Here is a 21733-nt window from a genome sequence, read left to right on the forward strand (position 1 = left end):
CGCGCCCCGTCCATCGGGACTAGGCGCGGTGCGAATCAGTGAGAGGGAGGTGCGGACCACTGATGGCCCCAGTGGCTGCCACGGGTGGTCTCAAATACCGAGTGGTCGTTATCCCAGTCCTTGACCAGGCCACCGCAGCCGAACTCCAGGGCGAACCCCCCGGGCGTCCATACGTAAAACGACACCATGTCGTCATTGACGTGGCGACCAAGGGTGCTTGCCAAGGGCACGTCATGTGCCGCAATACGGTCCAGCGCGCGGCCGACATCATCAATGCCCGGCACTTCCAGCATGATGTGCACACAGCCACTGGGTTGCGGCATTTCGGCCAGCGCCAAGCTGTGCTGGCGCGGGTTGCAGTGCATGAAGAAAATGCGCGCGCGATGCTCCGGCGAGAGCTGGGCGTGAAGCATGTCCGAAAGCCCGAAGCCGCAGACATCACGCCAGAACACCAGCGAAGCGTCGAAATTCATCGATGGCAACACCACGTGTCCCATGCCCATGTTGCCGGTAACAAAGCGTTCCACACCCACCGGTGAAATAAACGGCGCAAAGTCGGAAATCGGCCCCCAGATCACTTCATGTCGGTTGCCCGAGGGGTCCACGAAAGAAAACAGCCCCGTGACGCCTCGCACCTGCCGATCCCGTGCAGAGGACTCAATAATCTCCACATCGGTCGCTGCCAACCTGGCTTTGAACGCAACAAATTGCTCTTGTGAAGACGCCTCCCAACCCGAGGCATACAAACCGTCACGCGAACCGGCCACCACCAGGATCCGGTATCGACGGCCGTCGGCCTTCAGGTACAACGTGCCGTCCTGCCCATCTGACTGGGCCAGGCCGATGATGTGTGAACCAAAAAATCGCCACTTCTCTATATCCGTTGACTCAACCACCACATACGCCAATTGACTGATGCTCATCACCCGCTCCTCATGCCATTTCTTGTTTTAAACAGAACCGACCGATTTGCCGTCATCCATCGAAACTGATGCAGACCCTCGTACTCACCGGTCGCGCCTGACAGGCCAAGACACAGCCGTCGGCAAGGTCGTCTTGCCCCAGTACCTCGTTATGCAACATGCTCACTTCCCCTTCAGTGACCCTGCACACGCAGGCACTGCAACGACCTTCGCGGCATGAGAAAGGCGCCATGACCCCGGCGCTGAGTAACGTATCGAGCAGAACCGCCTCCGGCGCCCAGGACAGCTCATGGGTCACACCGTCCAACTGCGCAGTGAGTTCGGTCCGGGGCGCACCCTCTGGCCTTACTGCCGGCACCTTCGCCAGAACGCCCGGGTCGCTGTTCAAGGAAGCGAAACGCTCAACATGTATGCGTGCCCGGTCCACGTTCAGCGCCAGAAGTGCACCTTCCACCGCGTCCATGAAGGGTCCAGGGCCGCAGACAAACGCGTGAGAATCAACATGGGCCTGGGCGACGCCCGCCAATTGCTCAAGCGTTGGCCTTCCCTGCACCGACTCCAGCCAATGAATGACGGTCAGGCGATGCGGGTAATCCCTGGCCAGGCGCTGTAACTCGTCGCGAAAAATCACCGAGCGCTCATCACGATTGGCGTAAAACAGCAACACCCGGCCAGTCCCCTGTAACAGACAGGCCTTGAGAATCGACATCACCGGGGTAATGCCGCTGCCGCCTGCAAACAGCAGGAAGTCCACCGCCAGTGACGTCGGGCAAAAAATCCCGGCAGGCGGCAGCACCTCGACGATATCGCCGGTGCGCAAGTGATCGCATACCCAGTTCGAGCCCACCCCGCCTTGTACGCGCTTGATCGTGACTTTCAGCGCACTGTCGGCACCAGGTGAACTGGCCAGCGAATAACAGCGCGCCACTGTTTGCCCCTGGGCAGGAATACGCAGCGTCAGAAACTGCCCTGGCTTGTAAGCGAATGCACTGCGTTGCGTCGGTTCGGCAAACACGATCGACTTACTGTCATGGGTTTCTTCAATGACATCTGCGACACGCAACCGGTGATAAAGGGATATGGACATGAACTTGACTCTTGCGATGACAACAGACCTTGTGTGCGCCGACCAACCGGCAACGGCACGCGCTCAATTCAGAAACGTCAGCACTTCGCGATTGAAGTAGTCCGGTTCTTCAAGCATGAACCAGTGCCCACTGCGGCTTGAAATCACCACCCGAACATCCTTGACCAAGCCCGCCACAATCAACGCATGGCGCACCGGCAGGAAGTTGTCCTGCTGACCCCAAAGGCACAGCACCGGCATCTGCAGGTGCGCCAGGCGCTCGGCGAAGACCTCGACTTTCATGCTGCTGAAAACCGCCGGGGGTTGCTCAAGCCATACCGGCAGGCGCGAATCGATGACCGCATCGGTAATGGTGTGTGGCGCGGCGACAATGTGCTCAAGCAATGCCCTGAAGGATGCACGATCAGTCTTGTGTTCCTGGATGAATGCGCCCATGCAGCGCAAGCCACTCATCTGCCCCGCCCATAACGCAGGCTCCTCTACTCCCCCGGGGCCCATGACGACCAACTGGCTGATCTGCTCGGGGTAGGTGAGCCCATACTGGAAGGCAATAGCGCCGCCCAGGGAGTTGCCGACCAGGACCGCCTGCGTAACTCCCCGCGCGCTCAGCAGCTCCCGCAGGACCTCGACGTGCAATGTCGAGGTGTACTGGAGATCGTCCGGTTTATCCGATAAGCCATAGCCGAGGTAATCCGGAACCACGACGTGGAAACCTTGATCGGCAAAAAACGGGAAGTTCAGGTGAAAGTTGCTGTAGCCGCTTGCACCGGGACCACTGCCGTGCAGGAAAACCAGGGTCGGACGGTCTGCGCTGGCGTGGCCCACTTCGTGGTAATGCAGGCGATAGGCGCCGCGCACCTGAAGAAATTGACCTACCGGAATCGGCGACGGAAAGATTGCGGGCTGCGAGGACATAACCGTTCTCCACGTGTTGTTATGCCTTGAATATGACGCGCCCGCAGCGGCCGTGCATGGTCCGCTTGGACTAGGCGGTGACTTTTCAAACCAGCGCGCCGACAGCGCCAAGGCATAAAAAAACGGAAGAGCAGGCTCTTCCGTTTTTTTATGCCAGCATGCCGATCCGCTAATCCGCAGGACTCAGGCTGGACAGCCCCACTACACCGTTCAGCACGATCCTGACCAACTCGGCCTGACGACTGACACCGGCCTTGGCAAAGATGGCACGCAAGTGGGTACGTGCCGTATTGCGGCGGATCCCCAACAACTCGGCCGCCTCATCAAGGGACAAGCCATTGGCCAATTCCATGGCCAGGGTTGCTTCCGCGGGGGTGAAGTCAAACACCTGGCGCAATATTTCCCGGGGTGCAGTGGTCTGCACGTCGGGGTCGCAAATAAAGATCACCCAGGCTGGTCGTCCCTTGCCTTCGGACTCCTCGCGCAACGGGATGCTCCTAATGACCACGCCTAATTTGCGCTTTCCCGAGGGCCGTGAGATAGACATGACCTGGGCGGCATGACTGGCAGTGGAGATGAGCTCTCGCAGCACGCTGCGCTCATATTTGTAGTGCGCCTCCACACCATTGGCGACCTTCTTGATTCCATCGCCTTCATTCAACATGGACGTGGCAACTTGGTTACAGCGCAGCAGGTGCTGATTCTCATCGAGAACGATTGCACCAATGTGCAAGCGGTCCAGGGCACCCTCATACAGTTCGCTCTGCGTGGCGTGCCGCTCAAGGTGGGTGGCCAAGCTCAACGCTTGACCGAAGTGCACGACCAAATCAGCCAGGCGGGCCTTGTCTTGCTCAGTAAAAGCAGGCTGGTCGGGCATGCGATACAGACGCAAACGACACACTGTGCCATTTTTGGAGACGATGTTGACCCCTAACCCGTAGCGAACCCCTCCTTGTCCAATAAACTTTTGATAGAACTCGCTGCTCAACCACTTCTCGGCGCCCAGGTATTCATCGATAGTCAGTACCTTACCGATGGGCAGATCAAGGAACGGATCCAGTGTCCAGTAATGCACACGGTAAGCGTGCTCGATTTCAGGGTTCTGCGGATGACAGACCAGAAAGCCGAGGTCGTTGCTGGTAGAAGGCCTGATGACAATAATCGCCGAAGCGTCCATATAGGCAGCGAGATGGCAAGTCGTGTCACGCCAGGGTTCGTTGTCGAGCAGGCCTTGATAAATCGCCAGCGTCATGCGGTTTTGATCAACGATCCCCAAGGCAGCCTCCCGAGTTTTTGCTCGAGCGAATAACTCCGGCAAACCGGGCCTGGAAACAGTTGCAGGTGGGATGTTCAGTACGGATGGAAAGCGCGGTATCACGGCCGGTAAGACACATGACCTTTTCACTGCATGCATAACAATCACCTCTTATTATTTTAGTTATCAGCATGTGCTTAATTACGCCCTTCGATGTTGACGGTCAATCAGCCGCAAGGCGCTTGCTCAGACCAGGATCATTTTCGCCATTGAGCACACAGCGCACACCTGACGGATCATAGATACCCATGACGCAGCGGTTGCAACTGGTGCACCCGGAGCGCGTCACGCGGGCGTATTGCATGTCGTTGATAAACGCTGGGTTATGGATGAGTGCGCGTGCGAGGGCGATGCCATCGAAACCTTCATTGATGACCTGCTGTGCCGCGGCAAGCGACTTAACGCCCCCCACCAGGGCCAACGGCATGGACACTGCCCCGCGTACCTGGCGAGCATGATCAAGGAAATACATTTCGCGGAACGTCAGGGTCTTGGGCTGCTGCAACCCCAGGGCCCAGACCCCGAGACGCCCCAGGCCCCGGGCCTGGGCCCGCATATCGGCCAGCGGCATGTGGCTGCCAAACAGCGCCCATGGACTGAAGATATTGTGCCCGCCGCTCAAGGTCAGAATATCCGCGCCGTTGTCCTGCAAGAGCTTTGCGGTGACCGAAGCCTGCCCGGCATCAATGCCACCGCGTGCGGCATCCGTCAGGTTAATCTTGCAACCCACCGCAAGATCACGCCCAACCGCTTCCTTTACCCGACGTAGCACCATGGATGGGAAACGGCTGCGCCCCTCCGTGCTGCCGCCGTAGGCGTCGACACGGCGATTGGTCAGGGGCGATAGGAATTGGTTGAGCAGGTAGCCATGGCCCATATGAATTTCGACCGCATCGAAACCCGACTCTCGCGCCAGTATCGCCGCCTGGGCGAACTCACCGGCGACCCGGTACATATCCGTTTCACTCATCGCCCGTTGCAGCAGGATGCCATGCAGAAACCCAAACGCATTGAAGCCGGAAGACGCCGACTGAGGGCGCCCACTGGCGGGACGTAACGCCGTAAAAGAGCCACCGTGGGTGATCTGCAGACACGCCGCAGCGCCCTCGGCGTGCACGGCGTCCGTCAGCACCCGCAGATGCCGCACGACGTCCCCAGACAGGTAGAACTGGTGCAGGAACGTACGTCCTTGCGGCGAAACCGCCCCGTAGGCAACGGTAGTCATTGCCGCCCCTCCGGCGGCTATATCGCGGTGGTGCTTGACCAGGGCCTTGGTCGGCATGCCATCAGGGGTCATTCCCTCGTTGGCGCCGGCTTTGATAAACCGATTACGCAACGTGATCGGGCCCAGCTTGAGGGGCGAGAATGGCGAGGTTGGCTCGGTATTGGCGATCATGTTTACCCCCTAACCGTGAGTACCGCCGTCGATCCGCAAAATCGCGCCGTTCATGAACGCACCATCCTCGGACGCCAGCATCGCGATCACTGCCGCAACGTCCTGAGGCTCGCCAAACTGCCTGTCAGGGCGGGACAAGTGCCCCAACAAGGTGAAATCCGAGCCCTCTGGAAACGCCTGGGCCTGGGCGGCAACCATCGGCGTGCTGATCCCGCCTGGAGCCACCGCGTTCACCCGCACGCCGCGATTAAGGTACTCGCGGGACAGTGCCTGGGTAAGGGCGGCAATCCCGCCTTTGCTGGCCGAGTAGGCCGCCATGTAGGGGTGCCCGAAAAACGCCGAGGTTGAAGCCGCATTGACGATGTTGCCCCGGGTTTCCAGCAGGAACGGCAGCGCTTCGCGGCAAAACAGGAAGGTTCCGCCAAGGTTGATCTGAAGTACCTGCATGAAGTCTTCGAAACTGGTGTGCGTCGTGTGCGTCGAGCGCAGGATACCGGCCATGTTCACCAGCACATCCAGCCGGCCCTGCTCCTGGACAAACGCCTGTACCGAGTCCCGAACCTCTGACTCCTCGGTAATGGAAACCTGTGCCGACCGGACGGCACCGCCGTAGCCGGCGGCCGCGTTGGCCAATGCCAGGGTTTCGCGCAGGCCGTCAGCATTTCGATCGACGGCCAGCACGGTACCGCCCTCGGACACCAGACGGATAACGCTTGCGCGTCCGATACCGGAGGCGCCACCGGTCACAATGATGCTTTTGTTCTGGAAACGGGATGCAATTGTCATGATCAGGATCCTTGTTTTTGTTGGGTCGTCATCGGGCCTGTCGGAGGGAAGCTGACGGCCTCCCCTCCTCTTCGTTAATTGCCGGCTACTGCCGCCGGAGCATCGGCTCGCTCACTGCTTCGCGTCACACCATGAGCCCCCGGTGCAACGTCATGATCAGCAACCTGAGGGTATGCATCAGCCAACGGTTGCCGGGTTTCTCCGCGCAACAAAAAGTGTGACAGCGCCGGGATCAGCACCAATGCCCCGAGCATATTCCACAGGAACATAAAGGTGAGGAGGATGCCCATATCCGCCTGAAACTTGATGGGTGAAAACACCCAGGTCAGAACACCAGTGGCTAGCGTCAGGCCAACCAGGGCAACCACTTTGCCCGTGAACATCAGCGCGCCACCGTAGGCTTGCGCCAGACTCGCGCCACGCCGTTGCAGGGTCAGCTGCACGCTGAGCAGGTAGAGCGCGTAGTCGACCCCCGCGCCAACACCCAAGGCAATCACCGGCAGTGTGGCGACCTTGACGCCCATGCCCATCACCACCATCAGCGCTTCGCAGAGCAGGGAGGTAATCACCAGCGGGATCAGGGCCACCAGCACTGCCCTCCAACTGCGGAAAGAGATCAAGCACAGCACCACCACCGAGGCATACAACAACAACAGCACCTTGACGCTGGCGTCGGCCACCACCAGGTTGGTCGCGGCCTCGATACCGGCTGGCCCGGCAGCCAGCAAAAACTGGCGGTCCTGATTATTGTGCTCGGCGGCAAATGCCTGCACGGTAGTGACCACCCGCTGCAAGGTGCCTGCACGGTGGTCAGCCAGGTAGGCGATCACCGGCGAAATCGTGCAACTGATGTTGGTCAACTCCGGCGACTGCATAGACGCAATTTGAGCCGCCTGTCCTGCCACCTCATCCTGACGCGGAATGCTCATCCATTTGGGATTGGCCTCGCCGTAGCTGGAATTGATAAAGCGCACGCCACTCGACAGGCTGGCGACCGACTGCACGCCGGGAACCTGTTGGAGCAGCAGGGTCAAACGGTCGATCTCAGTCAGGGTCTCGAAGCTGGAGCAGCCACCCGGTTGGGTCTTGACGATCACGGCGAATTGGTCGGTGGAGCGACCAAAGCTCTGATTGAAAAACGCCACATCCTGGTTATACCGCGAGTCGGGGCGTAACTCCGGCGCCCCGGCATCTAGGTCACCGATCTGCAAGCCACTGCGCACCACCACCGCCAAAACCCCCAGCGCCATGGCGAGCACCACCAATACCCGTGCGTAACGGGGGGTGGTGCATTTGATCAGCGCCGCACCAACGGCGGCATAGAACGAGTTATCCTCACCCGCAGACGCCAGTCGCTCTTCGTTGCGTACACTGCGTCGCGCCGCCGAACGGCTGACCCCGAGGTACGACAACATCACCGGCACCATGATCAGTTGCGTGAAGATCAATACACAGACACCAATACTGGTCGTGGTCGCCAAGTCGCGAATCACCGGAATATCAATCACCATCAAAATGGCAAAGCCGAAAACGTTGGCCAGCAGCGCAGAGAGGCCCGCGATGAATAACCGGCGGAAGGTATAGCGGGCCGCTACGTATTTATGGGTGCCACGTCCGATGTCCTGCATGATGCCGTTCATCTTCTGCGCACCATGGGACATGCCGATGGCAAAGATCAGGAAGGGCACCAGGATAGAATAGGGATCGATGTCGTAACCCAGAATCTGCATGATTCCCAGCAGCCAGAGCACGCTGCTCAATGACGCCACGACCAGCAGCACGGTACTGCGCAGGCAACGGGTGTAGCCGAAGATGATGACCGCGGCGATCACCGCAGCAATCCCAAAAAACCACATGACCTGAGTAAGCCCGGCAATCAAGTCGCCGATCAACTTGGCAAAGCCGATGATATGAATGCGCACGTGCAACTGGCCGTCAGGCCCCGGCACCTCGTAGCGGGCACGAATGTCTTTTTCCAGAAAGTTGGCGAACTGGCGATAATCCAGCGCCGCGCCCGTGGCCGGGTCCTTGTCCAGCAGGGGCACCAGGATCACCGAAGAGCGCATGTCGGACGAGACCAGGTCTCCCACCAGGTTGGCGCGCAAAACGTTACGCTGCAGCTCCTGCATCTTGGCAGGCGAACCATCGTAGCCGTTGGGCATTACCGGGCCGCCATCCATGCCCACTTCGCTGATTTCGCTCCAGCGCACCCCAGGCATCCACAGCGAGCGCATCCAGGCACGATCAACACCCGGCGCCAGGTTGATCCGGTCATTGATTTCCTGAAGGGTTTGCAGATAAGCACGGTCGTAGATCGAACCGTTGGGGTTCTCCACCATCACCCGAACCGAGTTACCCAGGGCGGCCAGGTCCGCTTTATTGCTCAGGTAGTTACGAATGAACTCGTGGGAACTCGGCATCATTCGCTCAAAGCTGGCGTTGACCTGCAGCTGAGTCGCCCTGGCCCCCAGCACCAGGGTCAATACCGAACACAGGACGACGAAAAACAGCCGGTGATTGAAGATCAAACGTTCAATAAAACTCCCTGAGCGGGTATCGAACTGCTGCCGGTCTTTGATGACGGGCGTTTCATTATTTTCCAGGGAGGTGGCCATTTTATTATTCCTCTGTCCCAAGCTCTGTGGTTCTAAACGGGCAAATCCAGCCCCGGACTCTAGTTGGCAGCCATGATCGTTACGCCGTTGAGTCCCACCAACGCAATGCGCTCACCGGCTAGCCCTATCACGCCGGTAAACAAGGAAGGCTGCTGGACATCCAGCAGGTTGAATGACAGACCGCCATCACGGCTGATACCGGCTTGAGCCGATTGACTGACGAGCACCAGGCGCTGGTTGTCCAGCGCAATACCGGCGGTGATACCGGCGTTAAACTCGCTCTTGACTGAGGTCCAGCTGTGCCCTGCGTCAGTGCTACGAAACACATGACCGCGCAGGCCGAACGCAAGCAGTCCGCCTGGCACACCCGTAACCCCGAACAGCGTGCCCTGGTAACCGGTTTCGCTGGACTCGAAACGCTTCGTCGCGGGGTCAAGGCGCCAGACCCGGCCGCGCTCCCCGGTGACCAACAGCGTCCCCGCGACTTCGCGGATAGACGTCAAGTGCAGCAAGTCGTTGTTGTCGATGCGGGTGTTCCAGGGTTGCCAGGACTTGCCACCGTCGCCACTGCCCAACAGCAAGCCAAATGGCCCGACCACAAAGCCGTTACCGGCGCGGTCGAACCAAACCCCCATGAAGAATTGACCGGTCCCCGGGCGCGTCATATCAAGAATCGCCGACAGGTAGCTGTTCGCGCTCTCCTGCGCGAGCCCGGAGCGGTTATTGAAATAGTCGACGAACAGCGCTTGCAGCGCGCGTCCATCCAGTTGTTTGGTCCACGTCGCCCCAGCGTCGGAGCTGTGCAAGATGGTCGCCCCGTGACCGACCGCCCAGCCCTGGGTTGCGTCGGCGAAAAACACCGCATTCAAATCGACACTCACCGGAACGGGGGCTTGCACCCAGCTTTGCCCTTGGTCGTCGGAGAATATAATCAGCCCGTTACTCCCCACGGCTACCAGGCGTTTGCCCGCACGGGCAATATCGCGCAATGGCTTCTGGCTGAGCTGCCGCTCGACCGCCGCGGGCTGGTCAAGGGGGTCGATAAAAGCATTTTCACCAAGTGCCGAATGGGCCAACAGCAACATCACGGCGAACAGCAATGCACGAGGCGTGCTCGAGATAAAGCTAGGCATTTCGTTCTCCACAAGAGCGTCTGTTGTTATTGTTATTGATCCGGCTGCACGGGCTCTGTCGGCCTTGAACACGCCGCAGGTGCGAGGATGCACAGTCAGTCTCGGCAGTTAGTCACTGACCGACATCCCCCATCTGGACTAGGCCCCGCGCAAAGATCGCCACGGCGACCAAACCCGGCCCAGTGCGTCTGCACCGGGCTTGCAGGCGTTAAGGCATAGACCCGCCTCAGCGAATGCCACTGCCCGCCATGGAGTCCGGCGTCAGCTTGCCATTGGCCCAGCGGTCGACCCTGACATAGCCCGTGCCACCGGCTAAATGCATGGAGGTGCAGTACTGCCCCTTGACCAAGTCGTAGATAACCATCGGGGTATTGGGCACTGACTGGGTGTTCCAGTCATAGGTGATCAAGCCTTGGGCAGAGCGCATGATCTTGCCGGCCTGGTCATAGCCCTCGTACAACACAATCGACCAGCTGTCCTCGTCCACGTAAAACACCTTTTTGCTCTGGGCATGGCGCATGCCCGGCCTCAAGGTCGCTTCCACCTGCCATACACGGTGCAGTTCCCAACGCATCTTGTCGGGGTTGGCGAATTGCTTGCCAAAAGCGTCGTCAGGTGAGGTGTGCATGACAAATTTGTAGTTGTTGTAAGGGACGTAGATTTCCTTCTTGCCCACCAGCTTGAAGTCAAAGCGGTCCATCTGCCCTTCCCACATCCCCAACTCATCGTTGAAATAAGCACCGCCGGCGGTCGACAAAGGGCTGTCATAGCCAAACTCCGGGGCCTGACGCACCCGACGCTGGCCCTGGGTATAGACCCAGGTCTTATTGTTACCGTCCTTCTTGGCGTGCATCACCATATAGGTGAGCGCCTTGTCCCCGACGTTGCGCGCCGGCCCCACATAGGTGCTCAAACGGCGCTGGTAGTACTGCTGCTCTTGCTCGGGATTATCGTAGTAAGGCGAGTCAGTGTAGTTATCCAGGTCATGGGTCATGATGCGGTTCCCCGCCGAATCGATCATGAATCCGGCGAACCGTGTCCGATAAGCCGGCCCGTAATAGCGCAGGTTATGGTTCCAGATCACCTCTGCCCCGGTCTTGGGCAACGGGAATGGATAACCACCCATCGCCCCTTCCAGGTCTTCGCCATTAAAGGTGCTTTTGGCACGCGTTGCGTTCTTGACGGTGGCAGCCTTCAGCCAATCGGGGAAATCCACCACGCGATGGCTCTTGTAGACTTCAACCTTGTAGTCAGGCCAGCGCTTCAACAACACTTTGGTGCCCTCGCTGACCTTGTCGGCGTACTGCTCGAGGTTCGCCGCAGTAATCGTCAGCACGGGCTTTTCGTCGGCAAACGGATCCGGGTAGATCCCACCACTCGCCGGCATCGAGGGGCCTTTCCAACCAGGCGTCCACGCCGGGATGCTGCCGTCGGCATTGCCCGCTTTTTGTGAGCCGAACTCGGTTAATTTGTCGCCGCCCAGTTGGGCGGCTTCCTCAGGTGAAGCCGCCAGGGCCGGCAGCGAAATCGATAGGCAAAGTGCCAAAGAAAATGCCAACTGCTTGATATTCATCTTGTATCTCCTATTGGCGCGTAGCGTTCCGGCATACACGCTGTCAACGGATCAGTGCCGTGCAGGACCTGAGGGCAGGTTCACAGGCTGGTTTGGAACGTCAGGGTTACCCGCCCGCGGTCAGTACTACCCATGGCACCGACGCGCTGTTCAACATCGAAGGCGTCGGAATACAGAAGCCCCACTTTGTATTTCATGTTGATATCGGCCGTAACCCCTGTCGCCCAGGCGCCCGCACGCTGGGCAGAGCCCATCAGAACTGGAGAGTTACCCTGCACGCCATAGCCGGCCAAGGTCAGGTTCCCCGTCAGGTCGACACCTGGCAGTACCTGCAGCCAGGTCGGCATCAGCACCAGTGAGAAGCTGCTGGCATCACGGGTGCCGCAACCTGGGCCGTCGGTCGCGTCCTGGCATTTGTTGAAGACGCCCTGGTTATGGGTCACCTTGTCCAGGTAGGTGTACCCCAGTTCGGCAATCACGATCCCGGTGTCATAGAGCCTTGAAGTGGGAAGTGACGCCTGGGCGTTGAGTAGCGCATGCCAGGTGTTCCCCGTTGCACCGTCGAGGTTGCCATTGAGATTCGGCCCGCCCGTACTGTCCAGAGCAGTGCCTCGGCGATAGGACACCTCCGCCCCCCAACTGATGTCGTGCCAATTGACGTTGGTGAACGCGCCAAAGAGATCGACGCCGCGGTTATACACTTGGTGGAAGCGCAGGCCGGTAAACGGATCGCTCGGGTCAACCGCGAAATTCGCGGCCCAGGGCTGCATCTCGTCCAGGCGCCGGTAAACCAGGCCGATGGTGCCGCTATACCAGTCTGGGGTGACGGTCAGCTGCAAACCATAGTTGCCACTCTGCTTGTTCCTCGGTTCGATCACTTCACCCTGGTTGATGTACAGGTTACCAAGGCCGGGAACGGCGCCGGCGAAGATCCTGCCATTGCCGTTGTAAAGAAAGTCCGGCCCCCCCAGGAAAGTGCCCCCTTCACTTTGCCGGTTGGCATCCCACTCCAGGTGGTAATAACCGGCCAGCGAGAAGGTTTTATTGAGCTGACTCTGGAAGGACAGTTGAGTCAACGGCATGGCTAACTCTTTAGGCGACGCTCCTGGCGTTTCTGCGCCCTTTTGCAGGTTGCTCGGTTGCTGGCTCCAGGATATCGCGTCGCTGGAGTTGATCTGTGCGACCCCCCACACAATCGAGTGGCGCCCGGCCTTGGCGGAAACGGGGATATCCCCCAGGTTGAATGTGCCAAACACGAACGCATCCAGAATCTCGCCGGACGGGCCGTTGTAGTAGCGCTGCGCCGAGCGTGACAACTTGTTGTCGGGATAGGCGGAGATCCCGCGCAATGCCGGGTTGCTTTTCAGGTCGTGGTCGTCATAGGCATTGTCATACCAGCCCGTGGCACTGACCCGCGCGCCGTAGTCGTCTTTATAGATGAAGTCGGCTTCGGTCAGCACGTCAAGGCGACGCTTCCACATGTCACCCTGTTTGGCCGCGTAATCGGACTGATGGTTAGTAGGATCACCACCGATGCCCTTGGAGATACCTTCTGTGCGCCACCCCATGCCCAGACGAAAATCCGTGGTCCAGTTGATGCGCAGATCGGGGTTGCCCGTATCGATAGACAAGGCGTGTGCCAAAGGGCTGATGATCGCGCCAACGATCAACAAAGGCGCCAACGACCCACGACAGCAATAGGCGGTCGTATTGTTCTTCTTGTGCATGGTGTGCTCCGCAAGTCCAAGTCTGGTGTTGTTGTTGTTCAGCTTGTCCTGGTGACAGGTTGGGGCCGGCCGGCCCCTGTTCCTTGACGTCGCAATCAGTGTCAGCACAAAGCGCAAGGCCAACATCGCCCGTTTGGATTAGTCCGCAGCGACCAGTCAAAAAAATAATCCAACCGTCTTCGGCTCATCCGGCACCTAGTCCATTCGGGCGATGCCGGCACCTCCCGTTCGCGTTGAACTAATGGGCAATGCAAGCGCAAGCGCATCAAGCCGAGCCAGCGTTTCGCCGTTCGAAAAACAAGAAAAAGCCCTCCACCTTGGGTGCTGACTTACGGAGACTGTCTGTCATGAACGCGTTCATCGAGAACAAGCAATGCGCTGTATTGGTCGTCGGCTCTGGAGCAGGCGCGCTGTTGGCCGCCAACCGCGCCCACGACTGCGGCCTGCCCGTCATCGTTATCGAAAAGAGTGATCGTTATGGCGGCACGTCGGCCCTGTCCGGTGGCGGCATATGGATTCCCAACAACCCGGATATCCGACATCTGGATAGCTACGACCAGGCCTTGACTTACTTCAAGGCCTGCACCGACAACCGGGTTGCGGAAGAAAAACTGCGCGCCTATCTCGACTCCGCGCCAGAGATGGTCACCTACATGCGCGAACACGTGGGTGTGAACTACAACGCAGTGCCAGGCTACTCCGACTACTGCCAGAACCTGCCGGGGGCGCTCGACACCGGTCGCACGATGTTCGTTGAGTCGGTGGACGCCGGCGTGCTGGGCGAGGATTTTTTTACCCTGCGTGAAGCCGATATGGGCGCCAAGCTGTTTGGCCGCATTGCGCTGGACTATTACGATGGACAACTGCTGGGCGCACGCGCCAAGGGCTGGAAACGCAAGATTTTTTCGCTGATCTGGAACTACTGGTCGGATGTGTCCTGGCGGCTCAAGACCCGCCGTGACCGCCGCGTGACCATGGGCAACGCATTGATCGCAGGTTTACGGATCGGTCTGAAAAAACGCAAGGTAAGCCTACTGCTCAACACTCGCCTGGAGCGCTTTATCATGGAACAGGGCGCGGTAGTCGGCGCCGTTGTCTCGCAGAACTGCAATGAGTTTTCGATCTACGCAAGCCACGCTGTGATCGTCGGTTCCGGAGGTTTCGAGCAGAACCAGGCGCTACGCACCGAGCTGCTCAAGGGCCACACACAGGCGCAGTGGAGTGTTACCCCGATGCACAACAATACCGGGGATGCCTTGCTGGCCGGAGAAAGCATCGGCGCGGATACCGAGTTTTTAAATGAAGCCTGGTGGGCACCCACGGTACGGATTCCTGCCGCCGACACCCCCAATGTCAACATGCGCAGCGCACTGTTCATCGAGCGCAGCTACGCCCACAGCCTATGCGTCAATCGGCTCGGCAAACGCTTCGCCAACGAAGCCATGTCCTATAACGACTTCGGGCACGAAATGCTCAAGGACGACGCCGCCACAGGTGCCAATAGCCCTTGCTGGTTCATCTTCGACGCAAGCTACCGCAAAAAGAACATCCTCGGGCGGATCATGCCCGGCTCGATCATGCCCGACTCCAGCTTGCCGCCGGAGTGGTGGGACAGCGTGCTGTATCGCGCCGCGTCACTCGACGAACTGGCACTGAAAATCGGCCTCGACCCCCAAACGCTCAACGCGACCGTGCTGGTATTCAACGGCTATGCCAAAACCGGCATCGACCTGGACTTCAACCGGGGCAAGTACAGCTTTGACCGTTTCTACTGTGACCCTCGCCATCAACCCAACGCCAGCCTCGGGGCACTAGAGCGCGCGCCCTACTACGCCATTCGTGTCGACCTGGGAGACCTGGGTACCAAAGGCGGCCTGAAGGTCGATACCAATGCCAATGTGCTGGATGACAGCGGGCATCCGATCCCCGGCCTGTACGCCATCGGCAACGCATCCGGGGCGGTGACCGCCCACTCCTACCCCGGCGCCGGAGGCACATTGGGGCCCGCCTTGACCTTCGGCTACCGTGCGGTCAACCACATTACCCAGGCCCCGCCACGTTCCAACATTGCGCCAACCACCGCACAAACCCTGGCCTGAAGGCTGGGTGTGTAGTCCGAATGCGGGATGCCGGCCGGTACTGCAGCCAGCAGAATCAACTGCAATACAGACTCAAGCCGACCGCCAATGGCACGTATCGCCATTGAAAAAAAGAACCTTTAGAGGAGCCTTTCCGTGCTCGCGTTATTCAACGAAGAACAACTGATGTTCGAAAGTACGGCCAAGCGCCTGGCGCAATCGATAGGGATCAGCAACCCCCACGACCTCCAGACCCAGGAGCCGATTCTTGGCTGGCAAATGCTCACCGACGTTGGAATGCTCGGCCTGCGCATGCGCGACAGAGGTGTACCGCTGGCATCGGGCGTGGAGGTGATGATTGCCGCACAGGCTTTGGGGACGACGCTCACCCCGCAACCGTTTATCGCAGCGGTATTGGCGGGAGAGCTGCTTGCCCTGGCGGGTGCACCTCAAGCATTGATCGAGGATCTGGCGGCGGGTGTTACACGTTATGGCCTGCTGCTGGACCGCACTCTGGAACACCTCGCCGCACCCAACGAGGCTGGGAGTATTGCCTGGGACATTGAGGGTGCCCAGTACGCGCTCGGCCTGAGCGAGGGCCAGGTGGTTCGCGTCAGTCTGGACCAGGGCTTTGAGCCTGGCCATGACGTGGCCGACCTGACCCGCGGCCTGTTGCACTGGCGCTCGACCACGCTTGTGGCGGAGCCCATCGGCAAACCGTTGACCAGCGAACAGCTCAAGCGCTGGCTGGCGCTGGCGCTGACCATAGTGTCCGCCGATATCGTCGGTGTGCTGGCCGGAGCTCAGGCCGGGGCCGTAGCGTATAGCAAAGAGCGTGTGCAGTACGGAGTACTGATCGGTAGCTTCCAGGCCGTCCAGCATCTGTGCGCCGAGATGTTTGTACAACAACAGGCTGCCCAAAGCATCACCTGCTATGCGGCCTGGGCGGTAGACCAGCTAGATGCAGACGAAGCACTACTCGCCGCACGCACCGCCAAGGCCTATGCCGCGGCAGCCGCCCTACCCGTAAGCGAAACCGTGATGCAGGTCTATGGCGGTATCGGCCAGACCTGGGAGCACATCGCCCACGTGTATACCCGTCGCGCCATGCTCAACGCCCGGATGTTTGGTGACGAGCAACATCAATTGCAGCAGATCGCCAATGCCCGTCTGGGAGCGCACTGAATGGACTACCGAGATACGCCACAAGAAGCCACGTTCCGCCTGGAGTTGCGTGAGTGGTTCAAGCACAACATTCCTGCCAACTGGCGCGAAATCACCTCCCCTGAAGGCGCACGCGCCTTGGCCAAGGACTGGCACAAGGCGCTCTATGCCGACGGTTATATTGGCCTGAACTGGCCCAAAGAGTATGGCGGTCAAGGGCTCTCGCCCAGCTTCGATGCCATTCTCAATGACGAGGCCGGGCGCGCTGATGCCCCCCGTCTGCCAGGCATGGTCAACTACCTGGGCCGGGCGATTTTTACCTATGGCACCGAGGAGCAGAAGCTTCGTTTCCTGCCCACCCTGCTCAGCGGCGAAGTGCAGTGGTGCCAAGGGTTCAGCGAGCCCGGGGCCGGCTCAGACCTGGCATCACTACGCACTCGCGCCGAGCTGCAGGACGACCACTACCGGGTCAATGGCCAAAAAATGTGGACCAGCGGAGCCCTCCAGGCCGACTGGTGTCTGTTGCTGGCACGTACCGACCCCAGTGCCGCCAAGCACAAAGGTATCTCCTGCCTACTGACACCGTTGAATGCACCAGGCATCACCGTCAAACCTATCGTTTTGCACAGCGGCGATCCGGAGACCGCCGAGGTCTTTTTCGATGACGTGGAGATCCCGCTGACACACCGGGTCGGTGACGCGGGCGCCGGCTGGCGGATTGCAATGACCACCTTGTCCTACGAGCGTGGCGCGTCTGACACGGGCTCGATTTCGGTGCTGCGCCGCCAATTGCGCGAGCTTGAAACGATCGCCGCCGAACGCGGCCTCCTGAGTGACGCGAGCATCCGCATCAAACTGGCGCGCGCCCATGTCGACATCGAAGCCTTGAGCCTCAACGTCGCCCAGCAATTGTCGTCACGTCTGGCGGGCCGCGACCCCGGACCGGAGGGCTCGGTCGGCAAGCTGCTGTGGTCCAGGGCGGCCCAGTACACCATGCACGTCGCACTTGATGTGCTGGGGGCCGACGCCCTGACCGGTAACGCACCACGTTGGTTAGTTGAGTACTTCACTTCACGCCCGGTCAGCGTGTATGGCGGCTCCTCGCAGATCCAGAAAAACATCCTGGCACGCATGCTCGACATGCCTCGCTGAATTAACAGGAGCAACTCCATGCGCTTGAATAATCGTGTCGCTGTCGTCACCGGAGCATCACAGGGCATTGGCCGTAGCATCGCCAACCTTTACGCCAAAGAAGGCGCCAAGGTCGCCATCGTCGACATCAATGTTGCCGGAGGCGAGGACGCAGCAGCACAAATCAACGCTGAAGGTGGCAACGCTCTGTTCGTACGTTGCGACATCGCTCGGCGCGCCGACGTTGAGAGTGCCGCAGCGTTGATCAAATCGAACCTCGGCCCCATCGACATTCTGGTCAATAACGCCGGGATTGTCCGCGCCGCGATGCTGCACAAAATGACCGACAGCGAGTGGAACCAGGTCATCGATGTGCATCTGCACGGCTCGTTCTACTGGCTGCAGGCGGTGGTCAACGACATGATCGAACGCCGCTGGGGGCGCATCATTTTTGCCAGCTCCTCCACGGCCCAGAACGGCTCGATTGGTCAGATCAACTACGCTGCGGCCAAGTCGGGGATGCTCGGAATGATGCGTACCGCCGCACGGGAACTGGGCAAGCACAACATTCTGGTAAATGCCATCGCACCAGCCGCGGCCACCGAAATGACCAGCGTCATCATGAACGATCCAAAGTTCGCCGATGCGCGCCAGGCCGCTCTCAAACAACACCCCCTGCGGCGTTCGGCGCAACCGGAGGAGATTGCTCCGGCGTTCCTGTACCTGGCCAGTGAAGAGTCCTCGTATATCACCGGGCAGGTGCTATCAGTCGACGGCGGATCGATGATGGTGCGTTGAGAATCAACGGTTGCGATTAGAACAGACAAGGACAATAACCATGACTCGACTCCATACCGCTGCCCCCGACCTGGACCGCCTGCTGTCACCGCGTTCCATTGCCATGGTCGGCGCGTCGAATAACCTCAACAGCATCGGCGGGCTGGTCTTCGCCAACCTCAAGCGCTCATTCAACGACCGGTTGTATCCGGTCCATCCCAAAGACCTTGAAGTCCAGGGGCTTGAGGCCTTCAAAAGTCTGCTGGAGGTGCCATACGGGGTCGACCTGGTGGTCATCGCCGTGGCCAGCCACGCCGTTGAGGCGATTATGGAGCACGCCGTGGCGAGGGATGTCGGGGGGGTGGTATTGCTCTCCTCAGGCTTTGCCGAAGCGGGGCCCGAAGGTATCGCGTTGCAACAACGGATTGCCGACAAAGCCAAGGCAGCCGGGGTCCGGGTCATTGGCCCGAACTGCATCGGTTACCTGAACATTGACGGCGGGGTGATGGCCAACTTTGCGCTCACCCCGGATGAGCCCTTGCCTCCCGGCGGCGGCGTGGCCCTGGTCTCGCAAAGCGGCGGTTTTGGCTCTTACCTGACCACCAAGGGCTTGCTGACCGGCTTGCGCCTGGGCTGGTTCGTCAGCACCGGCAATGAACTGGACGTCAACATCGCCCAAGTGCTGCGCTACCTGGTGGAGCGGCCCGAGGTGCGTGTGTTGCTGGCCTTCAGCGAGACACTGCGCGACCCAGAGGTGTTCATCGACGCCGCGCGCCGCGCCCATGCACTGGACAAACCGATGGTGGTGCTCAAGGCCGGGCGCTCGGAAGCGGCCGCTAAGGCAGCCATGAGCCATACCGCCTCGGTCGTCGGTGCCGCCGATGTATTCGATGCCATTTGCCGGCAGTACGGCGTGATCGTCGCCGCCAGCATGGAAGAGATGCTAGACCTGGGCATGATTTTCCAGGACGGGCGGCGCGTGAGCGGTAACCGCCTGGCAATCATGACCGCCTCGGGCGGTGCCGGCGTGCTGTTGGCCGATGAAGCCGGCATGAATGGGCTGGCCGTACCGACCTTTCCTGAAGACGAGCAGCAGAAGATGCTGCAGGTGTTGCACACGCCATTTTTCGGTAACGTAACCAACCCGATTGATACCACGGCCGCAGCACGCCCCGATGCAATCGGCTCACTGCTGAATGTGCTGGCCGACAGTGACTCGGTCGACATGATCACCACCGTCACCTGGGCCCGCGCCATCGGCGCGGCGCAAGACCTCGCCGCCTACTACCAACGCACCGTCAAGCCTTTGGCTGTGCTCTCCACCGACCTGGTAGCCCCCCTGAAGGAGGCCGGTGTACCCACCTACACCGACCCGCAACGCGTGGCCAAGTCACTGGCCGCCCTCTATCGACACAGTGTGCGTACGCCCCTGAGCGAACCGGATTGGCAATGCGACCTGGCACGGGCGCGACGCGCACGACGGCACCTGCAGTTGCCCGCCACCGAGCACGTGCTGATGGAAGCCCAGGGTAAACGCCTGTTCGCCGAATACGGTATCCCGTTGACGCGTGAAGAATGGGTGCATGACCTTGACGAGGCCGTCGCCGCCGCCGAGCGCATCACCGGCAAGGTCGTGCTCAAGGTGATGTCTTACCAACTGCCGCACAAATCCGACGTGGGCGCCATCCGCCTTGGTCTGCAAGGTGAGCCCGCCATTCGGGAGGCCTACCTGTCCATGCTGGCCGAAGTGCGCCAGCGCGCGCCCCACGCCATCCTCGACGGCGTGCTCGTACAAGCGATGGTGCCTGCCCGAATGGAGCTGACCTGTGGCCTGCAACGCGATCCGTTGTTCGGGCCAATGGTGGCGATAGGTCTGGGCGGGGTACTGGTCGAACAACTCGCGGAAACCGTCCTGCTGCGTCCGCCTTTCAATCTCGCGATGGCCCGTACGGCGCTTGGACAATTGCTGCACGGGCGCTTGATCCTGGGGCGCCGCGGTCTTTCGAAGCAGGAGCAGGATCAAGTCGGGGCGATCATGGTGGGCATCGGCAACCTGGCCCTTGAACTGGATGAAGTCCAGGAAATCGACGTGAACCCAATCCGTGTCGCTGATGGACTGGCCTTTGCAGCTGACGCGCTGGTGGTACTGGCCGGCAGAGCTGCCATGACGGAGCATCCGTGATGGCAGACCTCTCGCTGATCGGTTACCAGTTCCCGCCTTTTCGCTTCAAGGTCGAGGAAGGCAAACTCATCGAATTCGCCAAAGCGGTGCATTGCACAGACCGCTACTACTTTGATGCCGACGCTGCGCGGCAAGAGGGTTTCAGCGGGCAACCGATCCCGCCGACCTTCAGTACCGTGACCCTGCACTGGCAGCCCGTGACAGAGGGCAACCCGTTGAATCTGGACCTCAAGCGCATCCTCGCCGGTGGCAACGAATGGGAGTACGTACGCCCGATTGTTGCCGGCGAGGAACTGACCGTGCGTACGGCAATCATCGACGTCAGCCACAAACAGGGCAGGCAGGGTTTGATGACCTTGATCGTGCGGGAAATGAAGTTTTTCGACGCGTACGAACAACTGGCGTTGATTGCCCGCAGCACCATTATCGAGATGCCACCCCCCCCTGCGTTGAGCGAGTGCGAGGTACTGCCAACATGAACCGTGCCAGCCACAGTGATTCGTCTTACCAGGTCGGCGATACCGCGCCGGAACGCCGCGTTGGCCCAATCACCCGGACCGATATCGTGCGTTATGCCGGGGCCAGCGGCGACCTCAATCCTATCCATCACGACGAAACGTTCGCCAGACGCGCGAGTTACCGCAGCGTGTTCGGCCACGGCCTGCTGACCGCCGGCATCCTGAGTGCGTACACCACCTCATGGCTCGGTCTCGCGGCCTTGCGCAAATACTCGGTGCGCTATGTCTCACAGGTCTGGCCTGGGGACACCCTGATCCTCAGCGGCAAGGTCATCGCCATAGAGCCCGGCCAAACCGGTGGCACGCAGGTCACGTGTGAGCTGCTGGTTCAGCGCGAAGCGGCCAACGGCGAGCGCCAGGACGTGCTAACCGCCAAGGCCATTGCTGTCTACAACGACAACAGGAGCTGAGAC

General features: G+C 60.1%; 17 protein-coding genes. 7 read left to right on the top strand and 10 right to left on the bottom strand.

All coding sequences use genetic code 11. From position 1 onward, the window contains the following. Window positions 1–35 precede the first annotated feature (35 nt). The 10 genes from CF161_RS03230 to CF161_RS03275 all read right to left on the bottom strand — a co-directional run bounded on the left by CF161_RS03230 (window position 36) and on the right by CF161_RS03275 (window position 13470). Window positions 36–923 carry a VOC family protein gene (locus CF161_RS03230; RefSeq protein WP_020295125.1) on the bottom strand — a complete coding sequence of 296 codons (888 nt, stop codon included), beginning with the start codon at window positions 921–923 and terminating at the stop codon, window positions 36–38. A 52-nt stretch (window positions 924–975) separates the two neighbouring features. Further along, window positions 976–2010: a ferredoxin--NADP reductase gene (locus tag CF161_RS03235; protein ID WP_020295126.1), complete on the bottom strand. Its 1035-nt coding sequence runs from the start codon at window positions 2008–2010 to the stop codon at window positions 976–978. Between the two features lie 63 nt (window positions 2011–2073). Beyond that, complete coding sequence (locus CF161_RS03240; protein WP_020295127.1) at window positions 2074–2925, bottom strand: alpha/beta fold hydrolase; 852 nt, start codon at window positions 2923–2925, stop codon at window positions 2074–2076. A gap of 169 nt (window positions 2926–3094) precedes the next feature. After that, the gene (locus CF161_RS03245; RefSeq protein WP_020295128.1) at window positions 3095–4201 is read right to left on the bottom strand and encodes a helix-turn-helix transcriptional regulator; all 1107 of its coding nucleotides are present in this window, start codon (window positions 4199–4201) and stop codon (window positions 3095–3097) included. 202 nt (window positions 4202–4403) lie between these two features. Beyond that, on the bottom strand, window positions 4404–5636 hold the full coding sequence (locus tag CF161_RS03250; RefSeq protein WP_020295129.1) for an NADH:flavin oxidoreductase: 1233 nt from the start codon (window positions 5634–5636) through the stop codon (window positions 4404–4406). Window positions 5637–5645: 9 nt separating this feature from the next. Then, window positions 5646–6422: an SDR family NAD(P)-dependent oxidoreductase gene (locus tag CF161_RS03255; protein WP_020295130.1), complete on the bottom strand. Its 777-nt coding sequence runs from the start codon at window positions 6420–6422 to the stop codon at window positions 5646–5648. Window positions 6423–6496: 74 nt separating this feature from the next. Beyond that, window positions 6497–9037: an RND family transporter gene (locus CF161_RS03260; RefSeq protein WP_020295131.1), complete on the bottom strand. Its 2541-nt coding sequence runs from the start codon at window positions 9035–9037 to the stop codon at window positions 6497–6499. Between the two features lie 59 nt (window positions 9038–9096). Further along, window positions 9097–10170 (bottom strand): YCF48-related protein, encoded by a 1074-nt coding sequence (locus CF161_RS03265; RefSeq protein ID WP_156882647.1) that lies wholly within the window; start codon window positions 10168–10170, stop codon window positions 9097–9099. A 226-nt stretch (window positions 10171–10396) separates the two neighbouring features. Further along, entirely contained in the window at window positions 10397–11743 is a 1347-nt protein-coding gene (locus CF161_RS03270) for a DUF1329 domain-containing protein (protein ID WP_020295133.1), read from the bottom strand. Between the two features lie 80 nt (window positions 11744–11823). Next, window positions 11824–13470: a DUF1302 domain-containing protein gene (locus tag CF161_RS03275; protein WP_020295134.1), complete on the bottom strand. Its 1647-nt coding sequence runs from the start codon at window positions 13468–13470 to the stop codon at window positions 11824–11826. Between the two features lie 347 nt (window positions 13471–13817). On the opposite strand from CF161_RS03275, the gene CF161_RS03280 reads away from it, so the two are divergent. The 7 genes from CF161_RS03280 (at window position 13818) to CF161_RS03310 (ending at window position 21730) form a co-directional block, all read left to right on the top strand. Continuing rightward, the gene (locus CF161_RS03280; protein WP_020295135.1) at window positions 13818–15569 is read left to right on the top strand and encodes an FAD-binding protein; all 1752 of its coding nucleotides are present in this window, start codon (window positions 13818–13820) and stop codon (window positions 15567–15569) included. Between the two features lie 135 nt (window positions 15570–15704). Then, window positions 15705–16733 (top strand): acyl-CoA dehydrogenase family protein, encoded by a 1029-nt coding sequence (locus CF161_RS03285; protein WP_020295136.1) that lies wholly within the window; start codon window positions 15705–15707, stop codon window positions 16731–16733. Then, window positions 16734–17864 (top strand): acyl-CoA dehydrogenase family protein, encoded by a 1131-nt coding sequence (locus tag CF161_RS03290; protein WP_020295137.1) that lies wholly within the window; start codon window positions 16734–16736, stop codon window positions 17862–17864. A gap of 18 nt (window positions 17865–17882) precedes the next feature. Then, complete coding sequence (locus CF161_RS03295) at window positions 17883–18641, top strand: SDR family NAD(P)-dependent oxidoreductase (RefSeq protein WP_020295138.1); 759 nt, start codon at window positions 17883–17885, stop codon at window positions 18639–18641. A 40-nt stretch (window positions 18642–18681) separates the two neighbouring features. Then, on the top strand, window positions 18682–20802 hold the full coding sequence (locus tag CF161_RS03300) for an acetate--CoA ligase family protein (RefSeq protein WP_020295139.1): 2121 nt from the start codon (window positions 18682–18684) through the stop codon (window positions 20800–20802). Beyond that, window positions 20802–21281: a MaoC family dehydratase N-terminal domain-containing protein gene (locus tag CF161_RS31770; RefSeq protein WP_020295140.1), complete on the top strand. Its 480-nt coding sequence runs from the start codon at window positions 20802–20804 to the stop codon at window positions 21279–21281. Before CF161_RS03300 ends, CF161_RS31770 begins: the two co-directional genes overlap by 1 nt. Then, complete coding sequence (locus CF161_RS03310; protein WP_020295141.1) at window positions 21278–21730, top strand: dihydroxy-acid dehydratase; 453 nt, start codon at window positions 21278–21280, stop codon at window positions 21728–21730. Before CF161_RS31770 ends, CF161_RS03310 begins: the two co-directional genes overlap by 4 nt. Window positions 21731–21733: the final 3 nt, after the last annotated feature.

Source organism: Pseudomonas sp. CF161 (genome assembly GCF_000416215.1).
Classification (GTDB): domain Bacteria; phylum Pseudomonadota; class Gammaproteobacteria; order Pseudomonadales; family Pseudomonadaceae; genus Aquipseudomonas.